Raw genomic sequence first — 26,328 nt, forward strand, 5'->3', positions numbered from 1 at the left:
GCAAGACACACCCGACGGCTCCCCACGGGAACCGCGCCGCCTGAGGGTGTTCTAGCAAGCAACCGCCGGACTCACAACCGGACGGCAGAAACTGCGACGAAGCGCCAGCTAGTGGGGCACTTTGCGCAGGGCCGAGAGCAATTGCTCGATCTTTTCGTGCACGTCGCCTTGTGCGGCGACGATCAGCGCGCCGTGGAAAAACATGATCGAACTGGGACCGCCCGCCACGTCCCAGGCCGTCGGGGAAATCGTCGAGGTAATCGCGTCGACCAGGCACGTTTCGTCGGTCTGGCCGTCTTCATTTTCCGTCAGCAAGTCGGAAATCGGATAGACACGGACCAAGCGGTACTCCTGCGCTTTGTCCTCGGTGGTCACGAGCAACACTTCATCTTCGATCACAAAGGTCAGGTTCAGCGGCGCAAGGATCAGCCGCAGCGCGGAGCGCAACGAAACGCCCTCGACCGACATCGTGACGGCAACCTCGTCACTCACGCCCTGATCGTCCAGCGCAGGTTGATCGGTCTTCACCGGAATGCCGTGCCGATCGCTCAGGTAAGCGAACACGTCGGACAAGGGCGTTTCAACAAAATTGAGCTCGGCCGGCGAAGCGAGGGCCGCTTGGATGCGCGCATAGGCGGCCGATTCCTCGGGGCTGTTGATGGCAATCGTTGCGTGGACGGAGTCCTGGGCCGAGACGATCGCACCGTGGGTGAGAACGAGGCACAAAACCAACAGACCAAGCAAGCAACAAAGTTGACGCGCGCAAGACATGACACTCCCCTTCTCGACTGGCGGATGAAACAAACCTGCCCGACGTGCCAGTGCCACGAAATGCGCCGTCAGAACGACGCCGGGCTCCTTTGGCCAACCAAGCGGGCGATGGTTCCGAGCATCGCTCGCCGCCGCGCAGAATAGCGATAGCGGGGGCCATTGGTCAACAAAAATCTCCACAGATTGCCGGCACCACGGCGTGGAGTGCAGTGCAGGACCAACTCCCGGCAACTCAAATTCCCAACTGACTGAGGGCGTTGGAGAGCGTTTCGATCATGCCGGCCAAAGTCGGGTGACTGACCTCGAAATGCCGGGCTGCGTCGGCCAGGCGTTCTTCGAGCGAGGCCTGCCCGGACGCCTCGGTGCCGGCCGGGGCGGTCGCCGACGCTGCTCCCGCTTGCAGCTTGCCTTCAATCTCGGCCGCCGCACGGGCCAGCAGTTCTTTCACGTCGACGTCGAGCTGGTCGACGTGGGCCAGCTCGGCATGCAGCTCGGCCAGGGTCCGGCGGATCTTGTCGCTCGGTTCGGTGCTCATCGGGCAACTCCTCCCATCGATCGTCCTACTATATGGCCGCGCCCGCCCTATTCACAAACGACGATCCAGCCGTTGGCGCGCAGCCGGCCCAACCACCACGGCGCCGGCAGGGGTTGATGCCGCGTGGTATCGAGCGACAGGAACTCCCGGGGGCGAAATCCGGCTCTCCGCAGGTCGCTGGCCAGCTCGCCGCGCGTCCAGACATGCAGTTTCATCTGGCGGATGCCGCGATAGTCGTAGACCTTGTCGCCCGGCTCGGTGGAGCGCAGCAGATGTGACTGGACGAGGTTCTGCGCCACCCAGCGGCGGCCTTGGGGATCGTACAAGTTGTACCAACGATTGTGTACGTGGATGGCGAACAAGCCGCCGGGCTTGAGGAGCCGGCGCACGTGGGTGAGGGCCCGGTGACGCTGCCTGCGGCCCTCGATCATGCCCAGCGTGCTGAACATACAGATGCAGTAATCGGCCGATTGCTCGGCGATGCAATCGAGCTCGACCAGATTGGCCAGCAGGCAATCGATCGGCAGGCATTCGGCCAGGGCCTTGTGCCTGACGACCTCGAGCATGTGGGGCGAGAGATCGACGCCCAGGCCGCGAAATCCGCGGCGGGCAAAGGCCACGAGCAACCGTCCGGTGCCGCAGCCCAGGTCGACCAGCAAGCCCGGCTGCTTGAAGTGCCGAGCCAGGACGGCCTCGTCGAACTGAAACAAGCTGTTGTAGGCGAAATACTCGTCGTAATCGGTGGCGATGTGCTCGGCCTGGATGTAATCCCAAAGGCCACGGTTTACACCGGCCGGCAAGCGCCAAGGAGGGAGCGGAGAAGCCATGATTGGTGCAGCAGCGCGGTGATTCCGGCCCGTTGTCCAGCGGGAAAACGACCAGTATAATTCCGGCCACGCCTTAGGCCCCGAGGGTCAGGAAGCCCCGCACCTTCCCGGCGCCGCGCTCCGCGCGGCGTCCGACTCGTCCTGGGCGTCGCTTGTTTGAAATGGTGCAATACGCGACCGAAATACCTGGTCCACGGATTGGCCGCGGTCGGCGCCCAATTGAGACTCGCTCGCAGGGCGCAGCCGTCGCAGCACGGCAACGCGCAGTCAACCCAGGCACGGCCTGGCTGGCTCGGCAACTGCTCCGTGATGTGAGCTTCATGACCGTAACCGTGGCACCCGCGGACCAGAGCGACATTTTTTTAGACAGGAGAGACTTTCGTGGCAATTCGCGTTGCAATCAACGGGTTCGGCCGCATCGGCCGACTGGTGTTTCGAGGTCTGATGGCCCGGGGCTCGGAGTTTGAAGTCGTCGCGATCAACGATCTGACCGACAACGCGATGTTGGCCACGCTGCTGAAATACGACAGCATCCACCGTCGTTTCGACGGCACGGTCGCGCACGATGATCAATATCTCACGGTCAACGGCCGCAAGATCCGCGCCCTGGCCGAACGCGACCCGGCCAAGCTGCCCTGGAAAGAGCTGAACGTCGACGTCGCTGTCGAGAGCACCGGCATCTTCACCGGCCGCGCCGAAGGCGGCAAAGCCGGCTACGACTCGCACCTCACGGCCGGCGCCAAGAAGGTCATCCTCAGCGCCCCGGCCAAGGACGGCGCCGATCTGACCTGCGTGCTCGGCGTCAACGACAACAAGCTTACCAAAGAGTTGCATTGCATCTCGAACGCCAGTTGCACGACCAACTGCCTGGCCCCGGTGGCCAAGGTGCTGCACGAATCATTCGGCATCGACAAGGGGTTGATGACCACCGTGCACGCCTACACGAACGACCAGAACGTGCAGGACCTGCCGCATAAAGACCCCTATCGGGCCCGCGCCGCGGCGCTAAATATCATTCCCACCACGACCGGCGCGGCCAAGGCCGTCGGACTGGTGATCCCCGAACTCAAGGGCAAGCTCACGGGCATCTCGATGCGCGTGCCTGTGCCCACCGGCAGCGTGGTCGATCTGACCTGCACGATGGCCAAGCCGGTGACCAAGGACGAGGTCAACGCAAAGATGAAGGCGGCGGCCGAGGGGCCGCTCAAGGGGATCCTCAAGTACACCGAGGACCCGATCGTTTCGAGCGACATCATCGGCGACCCGCACAGCTCGATCTTCGCCGCCGACTGGACGCAGGTGCTCGACGGCAACCTGCTGAAGGTCGTGAGCTGGTACGACAACGAGTGGGGCTATAGCTGCCGCACCGTCGACCTGATCAGCCGCGTCGGCAAACTGCTCTAGCCACGAGCGCGCGATTCGCGGGTGACCGTCTACATCCGGTCCGGCGACCACTGCGGTTTGCGCCGCGATGGCGCCGCGTCGGCGGGCGTTTCACCTTCGTGGTCGAGTTCGCCCTCGTGCACCACCTCGCCATCGACGGCGTGATCGCCCTCGATGTGTTCTTCCACGATGAACTCTTGGTCGGCGCCCGCGCCGATCGGGTAGGGCACGCGTTCGACACGCGCAGTTCGCGCGGTCGGCGGTTCGCTCCGCGGCTGGCCTAGCGCAGGCTGGCCGGTCACGACCTGTGGCGCCCGTCCGCGCAGGGCGCCCCACGCTTCGCCGTAGCGCTGCGCGGCGCGGCCGGTCGGCGCGGTGTGCGGCCGTGAGGGGTCGCGAACGGCTTGTTGCGGCGGCAGGGGATCGATTTGAATCTGCCGCTCGGCGAGCAGCTTGCGGCCGTCGTCCGTCTGATAACGGACATACAGGTTCAACGTGCGACCCACGGGCGGCTCAGCGGGCCAGGGCAGCTCGACGTGAATGCCCTTGCCGACGATCGATTGCCGGAAGCGGTCGGCCGTCTCGCTCATCGTAAAATCCCACCGCGCGACGCGCGACGCGGGACCGCTCCGCGAGGGGTCGGTCAAGACGACGCTCACCTCGCCGGGAACTTCGAGAATCTGACCGGCTTTGTTGCGCGGCTCGATGACGACCATGATCCCCTCGTCGCCCGGATGGCCGTCGCGATTGTGCCCGCCGGTCAGCTGCCGGTTCAGCGTGATCTCGTGCACCTGCCAGTCGGTGATCTCGGCTTCGTCCTGCCGCGGTGTCAGGCTGACCTGCGGGGCGCGCACGCCCCCCCTGGGGGATCGCTGATGGTGCCTTGCCGACGGCGGGTCGGGCAGCCGCTCGTCCGGTGCTCCCGGCGGGACATAGGGCGGAGCATCTTCGGTCCCGTTCGGCGGATAAGTCTCGCTGGGGACGCTGGGTGGGCTCAACGATGGCGCGGACCCCTGGGGAATCTCGATGCTGGGCGGTGCGCCGCCGGGGGCAGAGTCGTCCGCGGGAACCGCCTCGTCGCCGCCGCGCGTACCGAGCTGCTGGCGCAGCGCTGCATTCTCGCGGCGGCACGATTCGAGCCTCGCCTCGGATTCCGACAGCTCGTCTTCGAGCATGCCGACTTCGTCTTCCCACATCCGCAGCTCGCTGTAGAGCTGATCGTGGACGGCCGTCTGGGCCCGGTTGTTACGGCAACCGGTTGCCAGCGCCAGCAGCACGAGGACCAACAGGCCGCTTGTCTTGTTCATCGCCGCCTCGCAGGCGTCGAACGCCAGCCACCGCGCGCACGCGCTTGCGAGCGCAGCGGGCTGCCATCGACGCGATCGGGATTTTGCCAGTGGGACATGACCGCTGGGCAAGGCTGCGGCGCGCTGGGCACCGCGCGGCCGAGTCGTGTGCGAGCCGCACACTTCGCGAGCGCTTCCTTGCTCTGTTGCTACCGAGGGGTCTCGGGGGCTTCCGTGCTGTCTGGGAGCGAACGAACGTTCGCGTTTTAGGGACGAGCTACTGACTTATCTGCGCCGCATGCATCCTGCACGCGGGCTGCTAGCGGTGGTCATCGCGCCGAGCCGCGGCTCGCTCAGCCGGCGGCGGGCTTGGTTTCGATGTGGTCGATCACTCGGTCGATCAGGCCATACTCTAGCGCTTCCTCCGCCTCCATAAACCGGTCGCGATCGGTATCTTCCTCGATCTTCGACAGCGACTGGCCCGTATGCTTGAGCAGGATGTTGTTGAGCCGCTGCTTGACCTTCTTGAATTCCTTGGCGTGAATCATGATCTCTTCGGCAGTGCCTTCCATGCCGGCCAGCGGCTGATGGATCATGATCCGCGAGCTGGGCAGGGCGTGACGCTTGCCGCGGCTGCCGGCGGCCAAGAGCACGGCCCCCATCGAAGCGCACTGCCCGATGCAATAGGTGGCCACGTCGCAATTGATGAACTGCATCGTGTCGTAAATTGCCAACCCGGCGGTGACGCTGCCACCCGGCGAGTTGATGTACAGGTGGACGTCCGCCTTGGCGTCCTCGGCCTGCAGAAACAACAACTGCGCCACGATCAGGTTGGCGATCTCGTCGTTGATCGCCGTGCCCAGGAAGATGATGCGGTCTTTCAGCAGCCGGCTGTAGATGTCCATGGCCCGCTCTTCGCGGCCAGTCTTCTCGATCACAAAGGGGATCAGAGCCATCGCGCTGCTAACTCCGCGTCTGTCGGGAAAAGTTGCTGGGGTGCTGCCGCCGGTTCGCCGGTGCGAAGGATTATTCTTCCTCTTCGCTGCCCGGCGGGCGCGTGATGATTTCGTCGACGAGGCCGTATTCCTTCGCTTCGGCGGCGTTCATGTAGCGGTCGCGGTCGGTGTCCCGGGCGATCCGCTCCTTGGGTTGGCCCGTATGGTTGGCCAGGATCGTGTTCAGCACGTCGCGGGTCTTGAGAATCTCGTCGGCCTGAATTTCGATGTCCGACACCTGCCCGCCGACCTGGCCGTAGGGCTGGTGGATCATGACCTTCGAATGGGGCAGGGCGTAGCGTTTGCCCTTGGTGCCGCCGGCCAGCAGGACGGCGCCTCCGCTGGCCGCGAGGCCCACGCAGTAGGTCGCCACAGGGCAGCTGACCATTTGCATGGTGTCGTAGATGGCCAGCGTCGCCGTGACGCTACCGCCGGGCGAGTTGATGTAGAAATGGATGTCCTTGCGGCGGTTTTCGCTTTGCAAGTAGAGCAGCTTCATCACGACCTCGTTGGCCGTGAGATCGTGGATTTCGCTCTGCAGGAAGACGATGCGGTTTTCCAGCAGCAGGTCGCCGAGCGTCATCGTCCGCTGCCGCTGATAATCGCGGTAAGCGGCCGAAGGACTCATCGCGCGCGGATCAATCAATCCCCGGCGCTCGAACCACGCGTCTGACGCGTTCCCCATACCGAATCCTTCTCTCGCAAGGGCAGAATGATCGTCCGTGGGTAGTGATCTTCGCCGGTCGTTTCCGTGGCCGGCTGTTCGTCCGTGTGTGGCGGCCAGCCTGGTTCGCTGACCGATCTTGTGGAGCGGGCCATCGCGCTGATCGACCCGCCCCCATGCACTCCAAGCTTGTTCGTGCGCTCCAGCCTATTATTCGCGTTCCGGACGTGTCCGGAGCGGCTCGGCTATGCCGCTTTCCTGGGCCTCGGGAATGACTTCCTCGTCCCCCCCGCCTGCCGACTGGTCCAAGGCCTCGGAATCGGCCGTGGGCAGCTCGAAAGGCACGTCCTTGAAAGCGGCCTCCTGCAGGATCATCTCGATGACTTTGCGCTCGATGATCTGATTCCGCAAAATGTCCATCATGCCCCGCTTCTCGAGCTGAGCACGCGTCCGCCGGGGGCTTTCGCCGCTCTGGCTGGCGATCATTTCGATTTCGCGGTCGTAATCGCCCGGCACGTCTTCGACCTGCTCTTCTTCGGCAATCCGTTCGAGGATGAAGTGCTCTTTGAGCATCTTGGCCGTGCGCTGCAGGCTGTTCTGCCGCAATTCGTTCTGATGCGCCTGGATCTCGCGGTCGGTGAACCCGTTGCGACGCAATTCGAGCACCATCCGCTGCATTTCGCGTTCGGTCTGCCGCTTGAGCAACTCGGGGGGCAATTCCCAGTCGGCCGCCACGGTCAACGCGGCGAGCACTTGTTCGCGGGCACGCTGTTGCTGGGCATATTCGATTTGCCGCTGGAGATCCTGGCCGATCCGGCCGCGGAACTCCTCCTCGGTCGAACAATCGAACGTGTCGAGCAGGGCCGGCGTGATCTCCGGCAGTTCCAGCGACTTGACCTCGAGGACGTCGAACACGGCCGTGACTTTTTCGCCACGCAGCTTTTCGTTGGGGGCGTCCTGCGCGATCGGCATTTCGGCCGTACGCGTTTCGCCGGCCTGCACGCCCTTCATCAGCTTGTCGAATTTTTCGATCCGGCCGTCACGGAAACTGAGCACCGGCCGAATGCGGATAACTTCCTCGTCGCTCGACGACAAGACTTCGTCGCCGTGCTTGAAAGTGAGCCGCGTGGCGATGTAGTCGCCCACGGCCGCCGCACCGTCCTTGGGCACCAGCCGAGCGCGGGAGGTGAGCACCTCCTGCATCCGCCGGTCGATGTCGGCATCGCTGATCTCGCGCACCGGGCGCTCAATCTTCAGCCCCTTCCAGTTCGGCACGGTGAACTCGGGACGGACTTCGAGATCGAATTCGAAGGTCATCGGACCTTCTTCCGGGATCTCGATCACCAGGGGGTCGAAGTCGGGCTCGCTGATCGCGGCCAGATTGTGTTCCTCGGTCACCTGGCCGAGGCTGTCCATCAACAGCGAACCCTTGACCTGATCGGCGACGTCCTTGCGGAAGCGCTGCTCGACCAGCCTGCGCGGCGCGCGGCCGGCGCGGAAGCCGGGCACCAGCGCCGTTTGACGCAACTCGCCAAAAGCGCGATCGAGATAGCGATCGACGTCTTCGCGCGACACCGTCACGGTAATATGACGCTGGCACGCCCCGCGGGCGTCGATCTTTACGTCGAGCGACAGCTTTTCCGGTTCGGCGTTTTCCGATTCGGCGCCATCTTCTGACTGAGCGCTGTCGGCCAGATCTTCGAGATCGTTTTCGCGGTCGTCGTTGTCTTCGTCACTGCGGGCCATGGCCGTCTCGATCCTGAGCAAACTAGTCCTGGAAGTGATGAAACCGGCCACGGCGTCCTGCGCCGCGTACGAACGTGCATTCCATGCGAGTGCCTGGGCAGGTGAGTCGCTGGACGCACAGCGCGTTTTGGCGGCCGTGACGGTCTCCCGACGTCCGGACCCTCCCTGGTCGTACGACGTGAAAGCGGGTGATGGGATTCGAACCCACGACAACGACGTTGGCAACGTCGTGCTCTACCAACTGAGCTACACCCGCAGTTGCCTTCGCCGGACGCCTTTGGACTGCGTTTCGGCGAGTAGCAGGTCGGCAGCCAGACAGGACTTACGCATCTGCCAAGCGGGCCGCATGGAATCTTCGGATTATAGGATCGCACTGCTGGCTTGCAAGGGCAGTTAAACCCCGTTGGCAACCGGGGAAACGGCGTCGCTGGCACTGCGAGCCACGAGCTGCTGCGCTGGTGCTGAAGTCGAAATCGCGAACAACCGCGGGCGGCTTGGGGTGCGGTTCGTAACGGTTGTATGGCGGTTGTTTGCTGGCGTCTGCAAAGCGGAATAAGATCAGGTGTTGCGCGGCGTCGGTACTGTCTTTGCTGCCGCGAGTTGCGCGTTTCAGTCGCCGCACCGCCTGCGGCCCCATCTCGTCCCTGCTGCTACCCGTCGGGAAGCGTCCGATGGATGTGAAACTCCTGCTGATCGAAGGTCGCGCAAGCCGCAAGCAGATCAAGCTGCGGCTGCCCGCCAGCGTGGGCCGTGCTGCCGACCAATGGCTGCGGATCGACCATCGCAGCGTAAGCCGCCAGCATTGCGAGCTGTTCGAGCGCGACGGCACGCTGTTCGTCCGCGATTGCGGTTCGGCCAACGGCACGCTGGTCGACGACCGCCCCGTCCAAGAGGAGGCGATCGAACCAGGCCAGCGTCTGACGGTGGGTCCCCTGGTGTTCGAGGTGATGTACGAGCGTGTCAACGGGGTGGACAACCACCCCCTGCCTGCGGCCGACGCCGCGGCCACGCTCGCTGTTGAGGCCGCGCCCACAGTTGCCGCCGACGAGCCTTCCGAGGCCGAAGCGGCCATGGTCGTGTCCGACGAAGATTCGCTCGACTTCGACCTGGCGCCAGCCGAACACGCCGAACTGGAAATCACTCCGGACGCTCCCGGATCGTTGCCGGGAGACGATGAACCGCTGGACTTCGAGCACGACGAGCCCGTCGCTATGGCCGCGGCCGCGGAGCCGACCGTAGACGAGCCAATGTTCGCGGCCGAGCCGGTTGGCGAATTCGAGTCAATCGAGTTGGCGGAAGTTCCGCTGGCCGAACCGGCGGGCGAGCTCGACTTTGACTTGCAGGAAGAGCTGCAAGCGAGCGATCTAGAACCGCCGGCCCCCGCAGCGCCGGCTGCGGAAGAAGTCGATCTAGTCGACTCGGTGGGCGAGCTGTTGGCGCCGGCTGTCGACGAGCCCTCGGAAGAAGAGTTCGAGCCGCTCGAACTGCTCGACGAGGCGGCCAGCGCTGGATTTGCCGTCGCAGAGGGCGAGCTTGCGCCCGAGGCTCCGGAAGCAGCCGACGTGATCGACTTCGGCTTCGAGGATGCGGCCCCGGCCAAGGTTGCCGCGCCGGAGTCAGAAGCGCCGGTTGCATTCGAGCCGGCGGCCGAGATGGACGACGACGACGCTCAGGCAGCTTCGGCCGACGCACCCCTCGAAGATTTGGTCTCGGACGAGGACCGGATGTTCTCGTTCGATGCCTCCGAGGAATTGGACCGAGGCGACGAGCCGCGCGACGCACGCGACTGGGACGAGCCGTCGGCCGAGATCTTTCCGCTCGCCGACGATCAGCCGGCGGTACCGGCCAGCGCCGTCAACGATTTCGATGAAGCCCCCACGCCGCTTTCAGACGTTCTGGACGAGCCGCTGCTGGAGGTAGCGTCGGAGCCCGAAGCGGCCTCGGCCAACGATGCGCTGGCGGATGCCGGGCTCACCGTCAAAGACTCCGCGCCGACCGAGATTGGACCCGAAGCGAAGTACATTTCGATCGACGATCATGCCCCGGTCACGGACGAAGACGATTTCATCTTCGAAGGCATCGATCTTGAAGAGCCGAGCGACGGACCTGCAACGCGCGCCGATGAAGGCGTCGACGAATTGGCCGTCGCAGATATCAGTTTCGAAGATGAGCCGGCCACCGAACAGCCGGTAGCCGATGAACTCGGCGCCGATTGGGGCCGCACCGAACCCTGGACTGGCGACGCGACCGTCGCCAGCGGGCCGGTGGAATCGACCGGCGGTACCGTGCCGGTCGACACGCTCGACGACGACCTCTCGTTCGAGTCGCTCGGTGCCGACGTGGTTCAACGCGCCGAGGCTGACGAACCACCTGCCTCGGCACCGACCCCGGCGAACATTTCCGAGGACGATGCCCTCGCGTTTCTCGACGATGATGCCCCGGCCGCCGCACCGGCGTCTGCCGAGGCGGTCGACGAGTCTGCGCCGGCTGCGGACGAGGATGAGTCGTTCTTCGTCGATCTCGATCCGCCGGCCGCGACGGCCGAAGAGGTCGAGGTAGAGCCGGGCGAGTTCGAGGCCTTCGACGCAGAGCCCGCGCCGCTCGACATCCCGGCTGCGGCGGCCGACGAAGCGGCCGAACTTGATTTTCAAGACCTGTCCTTCGACGAGACGTCGGCGACGCCTGCCCCGGCGGAGATGGCCCTACCCGGCGAGGAACTCTTCGATCCGAGCGCAGGGGCCGTCGCCGATGCCAACGTCATCGAGGCGGATGCCAAGACGCAAGGAGCCGCGCGGCGCGGTTGGTGGCCATTCGGGCGCAGCACCAAACCGTCCAAACCAACGAAACCAGCCAAGCCGGCGGCGAAAAAACCGCCCGCGAAAGCCAAGTCTCCCCAGCCCGCGCCAACGGCGAAAAAGTCGAGTTTCTGGGGACGTGGCAAGGCCACAGCGAACGAAGCCAAGGCCGAAGTCGAATTGCCGGTTGAACCGTCGGTCGAAGCGATCGACGATTCGCCCGCCGTCGAGACCGGCAATCCGTTTGCGACGGGCCATGTGCTCGAGCCGCTCGAACTGCAACAGCCCGACGAGGCTGTGCTCGAATTCATCGCCGACGAGCCGGTGCCCGACGGCGTGACCGAGCTGGCACCCTCGCAGGAGACCGTGCGCGCAGCGGACGACTTCGTACTGGGCTCCGGCCCGGACGCGAACGCGAAAGCCGAAGAGATCGATTTCGATTTCGATGCCATCGACGATGCACCCACGGCGCTGGCCAGCGAATCCGAGCTGGCGTTGCCGGAGCCCGAAGCGGAACTCTCCGCGGTAGAATTCGACGCCGACAGCGCGCCGCTCGAAGAGCACTTCGAGCTGAGCGAGTCGCCGACGCGTCCGGTTGCCTCGGCCGAAGTCGAGTTTGCCGCCGACGATGACGCAGTCGAAGCGATCGATGCCTCGTCGGGTTCCTTGCCGGAGCTTGCTGCGGCACCCGGCGCAGATGCGACCGACATCGAACTCGATTTCAGCGACGACTACTCTATGGTCGGCTCGCCCGACGAGCTGGCCGTCTCGCCGCCGCCTGCCGAGGCCGCAGAGGCACCCGCAGGCAAGTCGGGAAAGAAGGTTAAAAAGGTCAAGGCCACCAAGCCACCGAAGCCTGCCAAGGCACCTAAAGCACCGAAGCCCGCCCAGCCGAAGCGAAGCTGGTGGCCCTTTGGACGCAAAGCGAAGCCCAGTGAGGCCGCGGCCGGTGCAGCGGCTGTACCGTCGCCCGAGGCGGATCTCCCGCAAGTCGATCCGATCGACCAGTCAGGATTCGATCGTGAGGTGAGCTTCGAGGCGGCGGAAATGCCCGACGCGATTGAAATGCCCGCGGAACTCGACGCCGCCGAGCCAGGCTTCGAGCTACCGATCGAATTCGAAGAGCAGCCCGATGCCACGTCGGCTCCCAAAGCCGCCGAGGCGGCCGCGTCCGATGAAGATGAGGACGAGGACCTGCAGGAGTTTCTACGCGGGTTGCGGTAGAGCTGCGATCACCAGGCACGGCTTGCGCCACATGATGTGGGATGCCTGCGTCCGAACACTACATCCCTAACGCATGTGCCAGGGGTCCGTTAGCGCAGCTCAATCAGGCGATAGCGGCGCGCCAGGCCGTCGCCGTCGCGCCGCTGGTAGTCGTGCAGCGTGGCCAGGCTGGGATTCGAGCATCCGCGTTCGCGTTCGATCTGAGACTCGACGAGGCGCCACAATTCGTCGTCGAACATCTGCGGCGCTTCGGGCGCGGCGACCAAGAGCAGGTGCGAAAACCCTTCGGCGCGCAAAATTCGGCTCAGGTCGTCGGGAGCCACTCGCTGCCAGGGATTGCCGCGGCGCAGACGGTAGAGCTTCTCCCACGTGAACGGGCCCGCGAAATAGAAGCCGCGGTAGTCCTGGCTTAGAACGTGAGCGTGGCCGCCGCCGTACTGGTTCAACAAAGTTGCCGCCGGGTAGCTGGGCTCATGCGCGAGCAGGTAGTCGTCGCGGGCTTGCAGCCCGCAGGCCACTTGGACACGATCACCGTTCCACTTGAGCGCGGCCGCCGGCGTCAACAGCCCAACAAGCGCGACGCTGCCCCAGACGATCTCGCGCGGACCGCGCCTGAGTCGCGGAGATTCCGCGAGCACCCAGACGATGGCCGTCGCGGCCAACGGTACGACGGGCAATAAGAAGCGCACGTTTTGACGCAGCGCATACCACAGCAGGAAATAGATCGCCGCGATCGCCAACAATTCGCCCAAACCCTGGAGCCGCCGCGCAACGACTAGGCCCGGCAGCAGCGCGAGCAGCAGCACGCCGAGCTGATGACCGCGTCCGCCAAAGCGCTCGGGATGCATAGTGATCTGCCACGGCGCAGTGGCCAGCGCCGTAACGTGCAAGGGCAGGGGGGTCTTGCGGTCGGGCAAGGCCTCGGCAGCGGGTTCGCCCAGGTGAGCCGCAAAAAACGGATAGACCGGGTTCCCGCGATGCCAGGCGGCGCGCGCATACCACGGCGCGGCGACGACCAATGCAGCACAAGCGGCGATCCAGCCCAACCGCAGGGCCGCTTGATGCGCCGCCGAGCCTTGGAGGGCACGCCAAACAACGACCGACACCAGCGCTACGATGGCCAACGCGGCGAGGTATTTGGTTGCCAGCGCCGCGCCCAAGGTCAGCCCACATGCCAGGGCCCACGCGCCGGCTTGTTGCCCGTCGAGCACGCGCCGGTACGCCGCCACGGCCAGCGCGACATAGGCCGCGGCCGCCAGGTCGTTCATGGGTACCGACATCTGGTTCGCCACGCCGGGCACCAGCAGCACGGCCGCGCCGGCGATCCGCGACCAGCGCGCACCCAGCAGGGGCTCGGCCACGGCCATCGTCGCCAAACCGAGCAGCAGCCCCGCTAGCCAGTGAACCAGCGTCGCGGCTGGTGCATCGGCCAAGGCGAGCGCCCACAGGTACCACATTTCGGCGAGCAGCGGAAACGTGCACTTGTCGTGATCAGGCAGGTACAGCAATCGGTGCTCGGCAAGAAAACGTTTTGGCAATTCGAGATGGTAATAGAGCGCGTCGCCCGCGGTGGGCGGCGCCAACGATCCCAACCACGTAATCGAGACGACCAAGGCGGCCAGGCCCATGGCGCCGTACCAGACCCAGCGCGGCGGTTCGGCCACGGCGGGCTCGTGGTTCGCGACGGCGTCGATCCGCTGATTACCGGTGGTGACGACGGCTTGCCGGGCGGCCAGTACGAAGACGGCGCCCTCGACCAGCCCCCACAACGCCGCGATCAAAGTCGCCAGGGCGAGAATCGGGACATAGAGCAGGCCGAGCAGACCCAACATCGCGACCGTCGATCCGGCCGCGGCCAGACCGAGGCCCCAGGTCCAGGCAGCAAGTGTCGCCCCAGACAGGCCGCGATCGATCTGGAGCCACCGCACCAGCGCGCGGCCCGCTCCCCCGGCGGCGAGGGCGATCAACCCCAGCGCGGTAAGCGATGCGAGGCTCGCGAGCATGGCGACTCCCGGCGGACGTTAGCGGACAAGCATGATCCACAGGTAAACGGCAGCGGTCATTGCGACCCAGCCGGCCAGCAACCAGGCTTGCCAGGCAGGCACCGGCTCGAACGGCGTCGGGCGGCGCGTCTCGCCGCGCAACAGCGCCTCGCCCGCGATGCGCCGTGCGCGGCGCCAACGCTGCAACTCAGCCAGCCGCCGGCCATCGTCCTGTTTCAACGGGGCAATCATGGTGCGAATCCTTTCGCCACAAGACGGTCATCGCCTAGAGAAACCGTAGTCCGCGGCCAGACCTGAGCTGCGCGGTGATCGAGCTGGAGCCGAGTTCCGCTTCGCGCCGCCGCGCGAGCAGATGTTCGATCCGCCGGCACACCAGCTCGGGCTGCAACTCGCTCATGCACGGATGCTCAGCCCAAAGACAAGTCGTGCGATGGCACGGGCTGCACCCTGGTTCCGTGCGGAGCACAGCCACGTGTGCACCTTGGGGGCGCCACTGAAGCACATGATTCGTGCCGCTGAACAAGACGATCGTGGGCACTCCCAACAAACCCGCTAGATGGGCTGGTCCCGAGTCGGCGCCGACGAACAGCTCGGCACGTTCCAGCAAGGCAATCAGTTCGAGCAGGCTCAAGCGCCCCAGCAGGTTTTCCACGTTGGGCCAGCGCGCCGCGCCCAGGATGCGGTCGGCCAGCGGCTGCTCGTCGGCCGTACCGATCAGCAGGATGCGTGCATCGTGGGCCAAGATCAGCCTTCCCAGCAGTTCCTGCCAGTGTGGGGCGGGCCATCGCTTAGCCTCGGTGCCCGCTCCCAAGTGAACGACAAACACGGGACGGCGCGGCCGCGTGTCGGTCTGCAATCGTGCGGCAACGGCGCGACGCGATTTCAGATCGGGAGCCAGGTTGATCCGCCGTTGCCAAGGCTCGTCCACCTGGATTCCGAGCTGCTCGAGCAACGCCACGCGCGAGCGCCATTCAGGTCGGCCGGCGACATAGGGCGCGCTGTGCGTCAGCCAACAGCCACCGCCGCCGGCACTGAAACCTACGCGCCGCGGAATTCCTGCCAGCCACATGAGCAGGACGTGCGGCAGCTCGCCGCGGACGTCGATCGCCGCGTCGTAGCCCTCGCTGCGCAGCCGCAGGGCCCAGGAAACGAGCGACCAGGGCCAAAACCACGAGCGTGGACGCGAAAAGCGATTCACGCGCGAAACATAGACCCGGTTCACCTCACCGCAGGCGGCGAACAGTTCTGCCGTCCAGGCGCCGGCCAGGACGTCGATCTCCGCCTCGGGAAACTGCTTGCGCAGTGGACCAAACATCCCGAGCGAAATCACCGCGTCGCCCAGGTGATCGAGCTGAATGACCAACAGCCGGCGAATCGGGCGCGGCTCCTGCGCGCTTGGCGCCTGGTCGGCCACGCTGCGCCGGAGTGCGCCGTGCATGCGCATCAAGATTCGGGCAAGCGCATCGACCAGGCCCATGACCAGATGCCAGCGCCACCGCACGAACCGATAACGGCCCTGCTTCAGTTCGCGCCGCACTCGGCCACGCGCCGACCAGGATGCCGCGTTATAGGATCGCTTCATAAACCGCTTTCGTCGCTTGCGCCACGGCCCGCCAGGTGTAGCTCTGCCGGACGTGCTCGCTCAATTCCGGGCAGCGCGCGGCAGCGACCGCGCACTCGACAGCTCGGCGGATCGCCGCCGGATCGTCGGGCTGCACGTAGTGCGCCCTGGTCCCGAAATACTCGCGGGCACAGCCCCGTTCGGTGATCACCAGCGGCGTGCCGGTCAGTGCCGCCTCGAGCGCGGCGAGGCCCGGCGTCTCGAACCAACTCGCCAGCACCAGGCACCGACAAGCGGCATAGGCACTTGCCAGGAGCGGGTCGTCGTGCGCCAGCGCGGGCAAGAAGGTGACGTGTTCGCCGGCGGCTGCCTTACATGCCGCCAGGTAACGCTCCGCGCCGGGCACCGCATCACCTAGCAACACGAGCGGCAACGCACGGCCGGCCAATGCGCGAATCAGAGCGAGTTGATTCTTGCGAGGCTCGATGCGACCGCAGCAAAGCACGAAATCGCGTAAACCAAAGCGCTCGTAGAATGCCTCGGGCGTCGCCGTGGCGAACCGCAAGTCGGTGCCGTTCGGCACGACCGCGATCCGGGCCCGGTCAATCTGGAATAGGCGCTGGAGCTGCGCGGACTCGGCGTGCGAGTTGGGCAGCAGTCGATCGGCGGCCCGATAGATTTCCCCGCGCCAACCGTTCGGCGCCCAGCCCAGCTCGCGGAGGCCAAGCGCGGCGCAACCCGCCACACGGCGTGCCAAGGGACGTTCTTCGCGCCACACGGCCTGCCGGTCGAACCAGGCGACCGGCGAGACAACCACGCGGACTCCGGCCGCCTGCGCCGCCGCGATCACCGGCCGATACTCGCGATGCGTGCCAACGAGATGCAGCACGTCGAGCCCCTGAAAACCATCTTCCCAGGGACGCCACGGTCGGGCATCGACCCCCAGCTCAGCGAGCGCCGCCGTCGTCGATGTCAATTGGACCTCGCCGCCGCCAGGCGCCGCGAACGCACCGAGACCACCCGCGAGGCGCACGCGCAAGGCGCGCCGCACCGGCGCCAGCGCTGTGGCGGCCAATGTCCGTGCGCGGCCGCCTGGTTTGCCTGCGCGGCGCTTGCGTGCCAGTGGCGTCATCCCTGCCATGCGCGGAATCCTTTACGCGGGTCAACTGCGCACGCGGCGCAGCGTCTTTTTCATCCAGCCACGAAGGCTCGTCGTATCGATCTCGTCGATCGGCGTTTCGCGCTCCCAATCGAGCGCTCGGCGCAGCCAGCCGCGCAGCCCTTCACGGCGATCGAGGCGCAGCGGGCGCGGCGTCGCGTCGCGCGCGCGGCGTTCGAACACTAGGGCATCCCACGGCAACAGAAGCTCGCTCTCGTCCAGCGGCACTCGCGCGACGAGCTCGCCGCGCCAAAGTTCGCCGGACAGCCGGTAGTCGGCAGGCCGCGACTCGCAGGTCACGCGCAAACCATCCTCACACGCCCACGCGGACAACCGGACGCGACCACGCTGCCGCCACCAGGCGGCGAAATCAGTAAGCGTCGTCGGCCAGACCGACGCCATCTCGTCGACCGTCTGCAACAGCCGCCGCAGCACATGCGGATACCGTCCGAGCCGGCCCGTGGGATGCCCGTAGAAGAAGATCGGCTCGCCGGCCAGGTAGCGTGCCCGGGCGACGCGTTCAAAATAGGCCGCTGCGAGATCGGCTGCCGCCGCCGGCGAGATCGCGGTGCCTGCGTCTTGCGGTGCCCGGTTGGCCGCTTCGAGAAACAGGCCCAGACACACCGGATGGACGGGAATCTGCAACACGCTCCGGCCGCCGGGAAAATAGGGAAACGCGTCGTAGGCCAGGCCGAACTCGGAGCTGTGCGTGATTCCCAGCGATTCGAGCGCCGCCAGCAGGCCCGGATTGAATCGCCCATGCGGGGCGACGAAGCCGGAGACCTTGAGCCCCGCGCGGAGCAGTACGTCGATGCCGCGGCGGATGTTTTGCACGTTGAGGTCGCGCTCACGATAGGTGTGATGCCGGTAGCCGTGCGCGCCGACGTCACAGCCGCGCAGCGATTGCAGCGCATAGGGAAACCGCTCGAAATCGGCGGCGCAGACAAAATGGCTGGCCGCTTGCTCGTAGCCGCCCAAAGCGTGCAACGTGGTGCGAAAGTCGGCCGGGTCGTAATCGTCGTGGTCGACGCGGAAATTGAAGGCGCTGCGATAGGGAAATGGAAACGCGGCCAACCGCAGCCACACCCCGCCCGCCGCTTCGACCCGTTCACGCAGCCACGCCGCAATGCGCCGCGCCACGAGCCGCTTGTCGACGCGGGCAATCTCTTCGGTCAGTTCCAGGCCGCCCACCGCCCAAGACCCGCGCACCGTGTTCTCGTCGCACAGCGCGGCGAACGGGTCCTCCGCGAACTCGGCACGCAAGGGGTCGACGTCGATCGGCGTCTGGCCATTGCCGCAGCACGGCACCGACACGGCACGCGAGTCGTACAGGACAAAGCGCCCCAGGTCGTGGCCGGACTGGGCGTCGACCGTGGCGATGCCTTCCTGAGCCAGGACTTGAGGCAGCGCGTCGGGCACGCGATCGAGCACCAGCGGCAGCAACGGCAAAGCGTTCATCCACCTGCCTCCTGAACGACGAGGCGGTGCCAGGCGCGGCGCAGCGCCAGGCGCATCCCGGCGCCGCTGCCCGGCGCCCGCAGCGTGCGGTGGACAGTGGCAATCTCCGTGTAGGTCGACAACCCGCTCAGCAGGCAAAACAGCCACCCCTGCGGACCGTCGAGCAGGCCGAGCTTCAGGACCAGCCGGCGATACACCTCCCAAGCAGGTGCGATCCATTGTTCGCCGGCGCGCGGCGACGCGCCCGCCTCGATCCGGGCAGCCGCGGACAGCGCGGTGTAGCGGCGCATCTTGGCAAGAAACATCGGCACATCGGCCAGCGTGTCGTGTTCCAACCAGCCGCCGAGCGAGCCCACTGAACCGCTCGGGCGAAGCTGCTCGTGGACGTCGCCCTCCCAGCGCGCGGTGTCGCGGCGAAACAACCGTAACGGTCGGTCGTCCTGAGTACCGCTGTAACGGAACGCGCGGCCGAAAATACGGCTGCGGATCGGCACGCGATAGGCCGCATGGCGTGGCGCGGCCAGCGTTCGGGCCAGCTCGTGCACCAGCGCCGGCGAGGGCGTTTCATCGGCATCGAGCGACAAGACCCAGGTGCCGCGAGCCTGGTCGATCGCAAAATTGCGCTGGGCCGCAAAACGATCGAATCGCCGTTCGACTACCCGCGCGCCGTAGCGCCGGGCAATTGCGATCGAGTCGTCGCGCGAGCCGCCGTCGACGACCAGCACTTCCCCCGCCCACGCGAGCCGGGGAAGCAGCCGTACCAAGCGCGGGCCTTCGTCGAGCACGATCATCGCGATGGACAACGCGGGAAGGCGGTTCAAGGCGCACCTCCGCACAGTCGCCGCGCGACGAGCACATACCGAACCATCCAGCGCAGGTTGTAATAGGAAGCCACGAAGATTAGTTCGGGCAGCCAGGCACGACAGACCAGGGCCGCCAACAGCAAATGCAAGCGCAAGTCGGCGTCGCCGAGTTCGTGATACAGGCGCCGCGCGCGGCTCGCCGCGCCCGGTGCCGCGCGGGCTCCGAGCGGCGCGGTCGAAGCCGCTACGACCTGCTCCTCGAAGCGCAACCCGGCGACCAAGAGATACTTGCCGACCACGAACGCCGCAAACAGCGCCCATACGGCCGATGAGATTTCGGTCGCGAAGGCTGCCGCGATCCCGGCATGAATCGCGACGTCGCCCAGTTCGTCGACGTTGGCGTCGAGCCAGCCGCCCCAGGCCGTGGCGGTCGACTGGCGCCGGGCCAGCGCGCCGTCAAGCCGGTCGCAGAGCCATGCCGCCCAGACCAGCGCGGCTGCGGCGAGGTGCCACGTCGGTGCGACGCACAGCATCGCTGCCGCCGCCAGCGTGCAAACCAGCCCTGCGCACGTAACTTGCCAGGGGCGCAACGAGGAGTGGGCCAGGCGATCGGCCAGCCACGCGGCCAGCGGCACGGCGTGCCAACGGCTCCAGCGATGGCGGTCGTTCACGGCGATCGTCGCGCCCACGCTCATGCAGGTTCCTTCCTCGAGTCGCCGCGGCCTAGACGGTCGCGGCATGCGTGCCGACGTCCTGGTCGGCAGCTTCGTGCAAACGGGGTGGCGAGGCTTCCTCGAGCCCCAGGAGGCGCCGGTAGCCGGGCACCGTGGCCTGGTGCAACTGGCCTCCCATCTGATCGGGCGAAAAACGGTGGAAAAACTGCGACTCGCGGCGGACATGACGCCACCACTCGCGACTGAACAAATACCGGGTAGGCACAGGATGCCGCTCGCCCGATGTCTCGTTCGCTTCGCGCAGGCGCAACCACGCCTGCGGCAGCGCGCGCCACAGCGCAAACCGCTCGCCCGGCGCTAGCCACGGAGCCCGCAGGACTTCGCGAACCAGGCGGACGGCGATCCCGGTCCACATGCGCAGGCGATGTTCGGGATGCAGCAGGTTCTTGAACTGGAACAACAGCGTGTTGCGCAACGCGAGCCGCTCGCAGCCGCGCTGACCAAACTCGTGCTTGAACGTCGCGGCGCCAATGTGCGTGGCCTTCGACTCGGGCACATACCAGCCGACGTAGCCCGCCTGGTACGCGCGATACGACAGGTCGAGATCCTCGAGGCGCCCTGGCAGGTAGAGCGGGTCGTACCCGCCCAGCTTGAGGAACAGCTCGCGATCGACGGCCAGCGCGGCGCCGGCCGAGGCGGTCAACCCGGGGCGATCGATCCCCTCTTCGTAGCCGATGAAATCCCAGGTGGCTTGTACTAGTCCCCACGACCAGCGCACGGCCGTGCGAAAGCCTTCGTAGCCCTGGTCGTCCAACTGCCAGCATTGGCCGGCGGTGAAGAACAATCGGTGACGGCCGCTGATCGTCGGGTCGAGCAGCGGCTCGACCAACGGATCGATCGCGTCCGGGTCGAGCTGCACGTCGTTGTTCAACAGCACGGCCACCTGGCCATCGAGTTCGCCGAGCACGGTGTTGTACGAGCACAGTCCGCGGTTGTCGCGCTCGAACACGCGCACCTGCTTGAAATGCGCCGAGAGCAACTTTCGCGAGTCGTCCTGCGAATGATTGTCGATCACCACGACGCGGCACTCATAGCGCGAGTTTGCCGCGGCGCGCACGACGCTCGGCAGACACTGCTCGAGCAGGTGGCGCCCGTTGTAATTCAAGACGACGATTTGGATCGGCATGGCGGCCATCCGTTGCCGGCACATGACTGGAATGGACGCTCGGGGTGCTAGCACCGCGTGCGCAATGGCAAACGGGCCGCAAGGTAGGTGAGCCGCTGCGACGGGGTCAAGACGAACGGCCGCGTGCTATCACACCCGGCTCGCACCGCGCGTGCTGGCGCGTTTTGGCGGAGGGGTCGCGGTGGGCGCATCGACGCGCCAGCGACTGCCATCCTGACGCAAGGTGCTCCCCGCGGGGGGGCCATACCAGTCGGCGAACTCGCGTTCGGCGTGGCCGGAGACCAGGTCGCGAACAACGACCGCGACGGCCAGCAACGCGGCAACCGGAGCGAGGCAGCCCAGCAAGACCCGCGAACCCAGCAAAGCCCGGTCACCCGTCGCCCAGGTGAGCAACGCCACCAGGCCCAGGACCAGCATGAGCACGTGCATTTCGCAGAGCTTGCGCACGAGGTGACCCGGCCATCGATGCGGTTCGCGCGGCCACGCGGCCGGCGGTTGCGGCGCGCAGCCGCCGGCCCCGCGAACGATCAGTTCGCCCTCGACCCATTTGAGCCGCTGGACGAACGCCTTGTAGCGCGCATCGTGCCAGAGGCCCAGGCACAGCAATCCCAAACCCCAGAGCAGACCGGCCGCCATCCACACGGGGTTCAGCGTCGTGCGAAACACACCCCAGCCCAGTCCTAGCGGTACGAGCAGATGCACGACGTGATGCATGAGATAGTCGAGTTGCACACCGTCGAGCGAGGCCGTCCGACGAAACCGTGCCAATTGACCGTCCACGTGATCGAGCACATACCAAAGCTGCAAGAGCACCGCACCCGCGAGCAACGCCGAGGGCGTACCGACTGCAAGGCAACCGGCCGCCGCGATGGCTACGACCAACGCCAGGCCCGTGGCCTGATGGGCCGTAAGTCCCCAAGGCGCCACGAGGCGCGTCACCTGCAAGGCAACGGGCCGCGCGACCCAGCGCGCGTACGAGTTGCCGAGGTGGTCGGCGCCCGGCTTATGACACCGCGCGCGCCATTCTTCATTCGACTGCGGAAATTCCTCGTCTGCCGCGCGACGCGGGCGCCAGGCCAGCCCCAACACGCCCGCGGCAACGGCTATCATCACCACCGATCGCCAGGCGACGCTCAACCAGGCGATTGGCGCCGTGAGCTCGACTTGCAGTGCCCAGGCGGCAGCGAACAACACCACGGCCGGCAGGATGACGCGCTCGAGATAGTGCCGCCGCTCGACGGCCGCCAGCTCGACCCAAAACGAATAGCGTACGACAAGCACGGCGTAGAGCGTCTGCCCGAGGCCCACGGCCAGGGCCAGGGCCGCGATGCCGTGGCCGGAGAAGATCGCGACCAGGTTGAGTCCCGCTCCGACGACGACCGATGCCAGCACGATTCTCAACAGCGCGCGTTGGCGATCGATCGTGATCAGATACTGGCTCGCCGGCAGCGCGATCCCGAGCGCGATCGTCCCGCCGACGAGCCAAGGCAAGCCGAGCAGGCCGGTCCGATACTCCGGCAAGACCAGGCCGAGCAACGGCGCGCCGAGCACGATCGCCATCGCGCCGATGACTGCCAGGAGAGCGGTCTGCTGACCGCTGGCCAACGCGGCCAGAGCCGCCACGCTGCGCGTGTGGCCGGTGCGCCCCAGGATCTCGCCATAGCGTGGTCCCATCACGGTGGCCAGCGCATTGGCGACGCCGAACATCTGCCCGGTGGCCAACAGGGCCGCGCTATAGAGCCCCAACTGCAACTCGCGATCGGGCATGAACATCAAAATGGTCAGTCGGTCGAGCGAGCGAAACAACTGATTGGCCAGGGCCGCGAGTAGGATCGGAAAACCCACGGCCAACAGCCGTCGCATCTCAACTCGATCCCAGGCCAGCATGGGCCGCGAACCCGTTCCGAGCGTCACATACGCCGCGCAGATCAGGCCCACGACCAGGCTGCCCAGGTACAGGCCCGTCAGCCCCCCGAGCGCCGCGGCCACACCGCAGATCAACAGCGTCAAAGCCGCTTCGAGGACCGTGACCGTGGCCGTCGTCGCGAAGCGTTGATGCGCACGCAACACCGTGACCTGATAGGTGAGGAACCGCTGCACGACGCACAGCAGACCCGCCACGACCAGGGCCGCGCCCCATGCCCGGCCCGAGGCGCTCGTACTCGTGAAGGCGAGCGCGCTCCCGCAGCACAGCAAAGCGGCGCCACAAACCGCGCTGCTGATCGTGTTGACGGTAAACGCCAGGTTGGCCGAGCGTGCGGCCGCCGGCGCGTCGCCGCGCCCTAACGCAATGGTCATCTCGCGGCTCGCGCCGCGGCTGACTCCCAGGTTGCTCAGGTTGCCGTAGTTGACCACCAAACGTACGCCTTGCCATAGCCCGATCTGCGCGGGATCGAGCAGCACCCGCAGGAGCAGGCTCGTGACGGCGCCGAAGGCCTGCCCGACGAGGGTCGAGCCGCTGACCCATGCCGTGTCGCGCCAGATGCGCCGCCACGGAGAGCCGGTTTTCTCGGCGATCGGGTGCTTGGCTGTTGCGGCCGATGCGTGCACGCAGTTCACCGTGGTTTGGCTACGCCTGAGACCGGCGACGGGACCTGGCGGCGCGGCTCCGCGCGCGATTCGGACAGCAACAGATCGGCAATCTGCATCGACGCAGGGCGAGCGAGATGAGCAAACACTTCGCGGCTGGGCGGTTCGGTGCGCCCCGTGCCGAGCGCACGGCAGAGCAACACCTGCAATTCATCTCGACTCCGCGCCGTGCCAAGCATGCCCCACATCTTGGCCGGCAACAGATCGGCCGAACCCGACGGCATGACCTGCACGACGGGCACTTGTGCCAACGTGGCCTCGATCCCTGCGCTGCTTCCCATGCTGACGACGGCGTCGCTCGCGGCAAACAATTCCCACAACGGGCGCTGCGCAACGAATGTCACTTCCAGCCCCGGCTTCGACGCGGCCAGCGCGCGAAACGGCTCGCCGGTGGCAGCGCGCGGGTGCAGCTTGACGGTGAGCGTCGCGCCCAGCGTCTGCGCGACGTCGTAACACCACTCGATCATCGCGCGGTACGACTGGGGCGTCTTGTGATACGCGACCAGGTCAGGCCGCTCCGACTTCGGCGGCGGCGTGGCCAGCAACAGCAGCCGCGCCTGGCCGCATGGCTGCCGGTTTCGCTGAGCGGCGATCTGCGCCGACAGCTCGTCGTGCCAGGGCGACCCGGTCACGGCGATTCGCTGCGGTGGAATTCCCCAATCGACCAATTGCAGACGTGCCACGTTTCCCCAGGCCAAGAGCCGGTCGGCAGCCAGGGGAGCAAACGCAAAACGAATTCCCGGCGCGGCATTCTGCACGACGCTGCTGGTCACGCCGGCGCTGCGCGCGGCCGCGACCGCTGCGCGGGCCAGGGGGGTGGCATCTTCGTCGAGCACCAGATGGTCGGGCCGCAGCCGGTGAAGATGCGCGGAAACCTGGCCGAGAATTCTTGCTTGTTGCGCGCCCGATGCCTGGACCAGGCGTTCGAGCCGCTCGTCCAGCAGCGGCGCCAGATCGAGACCCTCGAACACCAGCGCCGCGTCGCGCCGCCGCTTGGGGAGCGAGCCCGCGTCGGCCAGGCTGCCGTTGCAGACGATTTGCTCCACACCGCGGCCTTGCCAGTGCCACCAATTGCCGACCGCGAAGCGATCGTAGAGCCAGGCCACGCGACACCTGCGGGCGAGCAACTCGGCGCATAGCGGATTGAGCAGCCGGGGATTACCGCACAACACGACCAGCGGCGTGGCCCCGCGCGCACTGCCCACGGGGCGTGCCAGCCATGCGCCCGCCGCGCGTCGCCACCATCGATTCGGCGGGGCGCTCGCGCATGGCGCGCGACGCGCTTCGTGCCAGACCAAGTCGATGGGGACCTCGCGCGCCGCGCCCCAGGCGCGGGCCAAGGCGGCCACGTCCTCATCGCGGCCGCGCTCGACGTGGCAGACCAGCGGCACTTCCAACTCGGCCTGATGGCGATCGAGCCAGGTGACGATCCGCAGCAACTTGACAAACCAATAGCGCAGGACAAGGGCATTCAAGCCGCAGACCGTCGCCAGCGTCTCCGGATCGCCCTCGGGACCGGCCGCTTCGCTCGCCAGGTCGCTGGCGGCGGCATCGAGCCAGCGGTAGCGCGAGTCGAGTTCTTCGTCGAGGGTCGTCCGCGTGGGCGCCGCCGCCGGCCAAGTGCCTTCGAGCAACAGCGCGGCCCGCGGCCCTACGGCGTCGGTCGGCGCCAACCCGAGATGGGAGTAGATGTCCATCGCGCCGCATGCTCCTTCGAGCGCGATCGAGCTGGCCACGACGCGCTCGCGCCGCCGCGCGTTCCGGAAGGGGATCGCGGCGCCGTTCGATTGCCCTGGTTACGCGGCGTGGTCGCGATTCAAAACAGCCATCCGCTGCCGCAATTCCGGCTGATGCTGCAGCAGCTCGGCAATTCGCTGCCAATCAAGCTGCTCGGGACCCAGCGCCTCGTAAATCTCCAGCGCGTGTTCCCAATCCTCGACGTGGTCGAGCTTCAGCCGCAGGTCTTCGCGATCCATCTCGGCCGGCAACGGAACCAGCCGGACCTGGAAACGCTCGGGATGCGAGTAGAGAAAACGGGTCATCTGCGCGCGTTCGGCAGGCGAGGTTGCCAATCGATTGGCCGTTTGCAGCGCCTCGGCCCGGCACCACTCGGCCACCAACCCCAGCGACGACATCACGGCCGACCGCCCCGAGCGCGAGCTATAGGTGATGTAATCGCATTCGGCGTGTTGTTCGCCCGTGCTTACCAAGCGATCGATCAAGGCCGGATCGACGAAGGGATTCTCGGCCTGCAACCGCACGACTGCGGCCGGGCGATAGGCGTCGAGCGCCTCGCAAGCCCGGGCCAGGGCGTCGCGGGCGTGCGAGTGAAACACCTCAACGTCGGGCGGCGTCAGCCGGGCGAGTTGTTCCCAGTCTTCGCCGCGGCCGAGCACGACGACGACGTGCGACAACCGCGTGCAATCGGTCACGCGGCGTACGACCCATTCCAGCAAGGTCTTGCCGGCAATGCATCGTTCGGCGTAACGGCGCCACCACGGCGCCAGGGGATTGGCTTCGATAATGCCCAGTGTGCGCTGCATCCTTGCTCTCCATCCATGTTGGCGCGGGGTGCCTCCCCCGGGGTATGCACCGACTGCGCGCGGCGCGAGTCTAATGCCCCGGGCGAAAGACGGTCAAGCCGACGCCAGCGAGGTGGCCGCGCCAGC

Annotated in this window: 20 protein-coding genes and 1 tRNA gene; 2 read left to right on the forward strand and 19 right to left on the reverse strand. The window is 66.5% G+C overall.

Annotated features, from left to right (window positions below):
• Window positions 1–108 precede the first annotated feature (108 nt).
• The 3 genes from K1X74_12445 to K1X74_12455 all read right to left on the reverse strand — a co-directional run bounded on the left by K1X74_12445 (window position 109) and on the right by K1X74_12455 (window position 2,133).
• Window positions 109–771, reverse strand: a complete 663-nt coding sequence (locus K1X74_12445; GenBank protein MBX7167131.1) for an STN domain-containing protein — start codon at window positions 769–771, stop codon at window positions 109–111.
• A gap of 232 nt (window positions 772–1,003) precedes the next feature.
• A complete protein-coding gene (locus tag K1X74_12450) occupies window positions 1,004–1,306 on the reverse strand; it encodes a DUF4404 family protein (GenBank protein MBX7167132.1) in 303 nt (100 codons plus the stop codon).
• 47 nt (window positions 1,307–1,353) lie between these two features.
• Window positions 1,354–2,133, reverse strand: coding sequence for a methyltransferase domain-containing protein (locus K1X74_12455; protein ID MBX7167133.1), 780 nt, complete (start codon window positions 2,131–2,133; stop codon window positions 1,354–1,356).
• Window positions 2,134–2,514: 381 nt separating this feature from the next.
• On the opposite strand from K1X74_12455, the gene gap reads away from it, so the two are divergent.
• Complete coding sequence (gap, locus tag K1X74_12460; protein ID MBX7167134.1) at window positions 2,515–3,537, forward strand: type I glyceraldehyde-3-phosphate dehydrogenase; 1,023 nt, start codon at window positions 2,515–2,517, stop codon at window positions 3,535–3,537.
• Between the two features lie 29 nt (window positions 3,538–3,566).
• Here the strand turns inward: gap and K1X74_12465 are convergent, their stop codons facing one another.
• The 5 genes from K1X74_12465 to K1X74_12485 all read right to left on the reverse strand — a co-directional run bounded on the left by K1X74_12465 (window position 3,567) and on the right by K1X74_12485 (window position 8,463).
• A complete protein-coding gene (locus K1X74_12465) occupies window positions 3,567–4,823 on the reverse strand; it encodes a hypothetical protein (protein MBX7167135.1) in 1,257 nt (418 codons plus the stop codon).
• Window positions 4,824–5,155: 332 nt separating this feature from the next.
• Entirely contained in the window at window positions 5,156–5,758 is a 603-nt protein-coding gene (clpP, locus tag K1X74_12470) for an ATP-dependent Clp endopeptidase proteolytic subunit ClpP (GenBank protein ID MBX7167136.1), read from the reverse strand.
• Between the two features lie 70 nt (window positions 5,759–5,828).
• Window positions 5,829–6,425: an ATP-dependent Clp protease proteolytic subunit gene (locus K1X74_12475; GenBank protein MBX7167137.1), complete on the reverse strand. Its 597-nt coding sequence runs from the start codon at window positions 6,423–6,425 to the stop codon at window positions 5,829–5,831.
• Between the two features lie 246 nt (window positions 6,426–6,671).
• Entirely contained in the window at window positions 6,672–8,207 is a 1,536-nt protein-coding gene (gene tig / locus K1X74_12480; protein MBX7167138.1) for a trigger factor, read from the reverse strand.
• Window positions 8,208–8,390: 183 nt separating this feature from the next.
• Window positions 8,391–8,463 (reverse strand) — tRNA-Gly (locus K1X74_12485).
• 415 nt (window positions 8,464–8,878) lie between these two features.
• Between K1X74_12485 and K1X74_12490 the strand changes: the two genes are divergently transcribed.
• Entirely contained in the window at window positions 8,879–12,226 is a 3,348-nt protein-coding gene (locus K1X74_12490; protein ID MBX7167139.1) for an FHA domain-containing protein, read from the forward strand.
• Between the two features lie 89 nt (window positions 12,227–12,315).
• On the opposite strand, the gene K1X74_12495 is transcribed toward K1X74_12490, so the two are convergent.
• The 11 genes from K1X74_12495 to K1X74_12545 all read right to left on the reverse strand — a co-directional run bounded on the left by K1X74_12495 (window position 12,316) and on the right by K1X74_12545 (window position 26,202).
• Window positions 12,316–14,229, reverse strand: a complete 1,914-nt coding sequence (locus K1X74_12495) for a hypothetical protein (GenBank protein MBX7167140.1) — start codon at window positions 14,227–14,229, stop codon at window positions 12,316–12,318.
• Between the two features lie 18 nt (window positions 14,230–14,247).
• Window positions 14,248–14,460 carry a hypothetical protein gene (locus K1X74_12500; GenBank protein MBX7167141.1) on the reverse strand — a complete coding sequence of 71 codons (213 nt, stop codon included), beginning with the start codon at window positions 14,458–14,460 and terminating at the stop codon, window positions 14,248–14,250.
• A 34-nt stretch (window positions 14,461–14,494) separates the two neighbouring features.
• The gene (locus K1X74_12505) at window positions 14,495–15,811 is read right to left on the reverse strand and encodes a glycosyltransferase family 9 protein (protein ID MBX7167142.1); all 1,317 of its coding nucleotides are present in this window, start codon (window positions 15,809–15,811) and stop codon (window positions 14,495–14,497) included.
• Window positions 15,795–16,931 carry a glycosyltransferase family 4 protein gene (locus K1X74_12510; GenBank protein MBX7167143.1) on the reverse strand — a complete coding sequence of 379 codons (1,137 nt, stop codon included), beginning with the start codon at window positions 16,929–16,931 and terminating at the stop codon, window positions 15,795–15,797. The genes K1X74_12505 and K1X74_12510 overlap by 17 nt, the downstream gene beginning before the upstream one ends.
• Window positions 16,932–16,952: 21 nt before the next feature.
• Window positions 16,953–18,407 (reverse strand): hypothetical protein, encoded by a 1,455-nt coding sequence (locus K1X74_12515; protein ID MBX7167144.1) that lies wholly within the window; start codon window positions 18,405–18,407, stop codon window positions 16,953–16,955.
• On the reverse strand, window positions 18,404–19,228 hold the full coding sequence (locus K1X74_12520) for a glycosyltransferase family 2 protein (protein ID MBX7167145.1): 825 nt from the start codon (window positions 19,226–19,228) through the stop codon (window positions 18,404–18,406). The genes K1X74_12515 and K1X74_12520 overlap by 4 nt, the downstream gene beginning before the upstream one ends.
• Window positions 19,225–19,905 (reverse strand): CDP-alcohol phosphatidyltransferase family protein, encoded by a 681-nt coding sequence (locus K1X74_12525; GenBank protein ID MBX7167146.1) that lies wholly within the window; start codon window positions 19,903–19,905, stop codon window positions 19,225–19,227. Before K1X74_12525 ends, K1X74_12520 begins: the two co-directional genes overlap by 4 nt.
• Window positions 19,906–19,933: 28 nt before the next feature.
• Window positions 19,934–21,070: a glycosyltransferase gene (locus K1X74_12530; protein ID MBX7167147.1), complete on the reverse strand. Its 1,137-nt coding sequence runs from the start codon at window positions 21,068–21,070 to the stop codon at window positions 19,934–19,936.
• A gap of 129 nt (window positions 21,071–21,199) precedes the next feature.
• Window positions 21,200–23,620, reverse strand: a complete 2,421-nt coding sequence (locus K1X74_12535) for a lipopolysaccharide biosynthesis protein (protein ID MBX7167148.1) — start codon at window positions 23,618–23,620, stop codon at window positions 21,200–21,202.
• 5 nt (window positions 23,621–23,625) lie between these two features.
• The gene (locus K1X74_12540) at window positions 23,626–25,395 is read right to left on the reverse strand and encodes a hypothetical protein (GenBank protein MBX7167149.1); all 1,770 of its coding nucleotides are present in this window, start codon (window positions 25,393–25,395) and stop codon (window positions 23,626–23,628) included.
• Between the two features lie 60 nt (window positions 25,396–25,455).
• Window positions 25,456–26,202, reverse strand: a complete 747-nt coding sequence (locus K1X74_12545; GenBank protein ID MBX7167150.1) for an NTP transferase domain-containing protein — start codon at window positions 26,200–26,202, stop codon at window positions 25,456–25,458.
• Window positions 26,203–26,328 lie beyond the last annotated feature (126 nt).

It is taken from the genome of Pirellulales bacterium, assembly GCA_019694435.1.
Taxonomy (GTDB): domain Bacteria; phylum Planctomycetota; class Planctomycetia; order Pirellulales; family JAEUIK01; genus JAIBBZ01.

Excerpts from the sequence above, each read along its gene's own strand:
- K1X74_12445 (MBX7167131.1), bottom strand. The coding sequence starts at position 771 with ATGTCTTGCGCGCGTCAACTTTGTTGCTTGCTTGGTCTGTTGGTTTTG.
- K1X74_12450 (MBX7167132.1), bottom strand. The coding sequence starts at position 1,306 with ATGAGCACCGAACCGAGCGACAAGATCCGCCGGACCCTGGCCGAGCTG.
- K1X74_12455 (MBX7167133.1), bottom strand. The coding sequence starts at position 2,133 with ATGGCTTCTCCGCTCCCTCCTTGGCGCTTGCCGGCCGGTGTAAACCGT.
- K1X74_12465 (MBX7167135.1), bottom strand. The coding sequence starts at position 4,823 with ATGAACAAGACAAGCGGCCTGTTGGTCCTCGTGCTGCTGGCGCTGGCA.
- clpP (MBX7167136.1), bottom strand. The coding sequence starts at position 5,758 with ATGGCTCTGATCCCCTTTGTGATCGAGAAGACTGGCCGCGAAGAGCGG.
- K1X74_12475 (MBX7167137.1), bottom strand. The coding sequence starts at position 6,425 with ATGAGTCCTTCGGCCGCTTACCGCGATTATCAGCGGCAGCGGACGATG.
- tig (MBX7167138.1), bottom strand. The coding sequence starts at position 8,207 with ATGGCCCGCAGTGACGAAGACAACGACGACCGCGAAAACGATCTCGAA.
- K1X74_12490 (MBX7167139.1), top strand. The coding sequence starts at position 8,879 with ATGGATGTGAAACTCCTGCTGATCGAAGGTCGCGCAAGCCGCAAGCAG.
- K1X74_12495 (MBX7167140.1), bottom strand. The coding sequence starts at position 14,229 with ATGCTCGCGAGCCTCGCATCGCTTACCGCGCTGGGGTTGATCGCCCTC.
- K1X74_12500 (MBX7167141.1), bottom strand. The coding sequence starts at position 14,460 with ATGATTGCCCCGTTGAAACAGGACGATGGCCGGCGGCTGGCTGAGTTG.
- K1X74_12505 (MBX7167142.1), bottom strand. The coding sequence starts at position 15,811 with ATGAAGCGATCCTATAACGCGGCATCCTGGTCGGCGCGTGGCCGAGTG.
- K1X74_12510 (MBX7167143.1), bottom strand. The coding sequence starts at position 16,931 with ATGGCAGGGATGACGCCACTGGCACGCAAGCGCCGCGCAGGCAAACCA.
- K1X74_12515 (MBX7167144.1), bottom strand. The coding sequence starts at position 18,407 with ATGAACGCTTTGCCGTTGCTGCCGCTGGTGCTCGATCGCGTGCCCGAC.
- K1X74_12525 (MBX7167146.1), bottom strand. The coding sequence starts at position 19,905 with ATGAGCGTGGGCGCGACGATCGCCGTGAACGACCGCCATCGCTGGAGC.
- K1X74_12530 (MBX7167147.1), bottom strand. The coding sequence starts at position 21,070 with ATGCCGATCCAAATCGTCGTCTTGAATTACAACGGGCGCCACCTGCTC.
- K1X74_12545 (MBX7167150.1), bottom strand. The coding sequence starts at position 26,202 with ATGCAGCGCACACTGGGCATTATCGAAGCCAATCCCCTGGCGCCGTGG.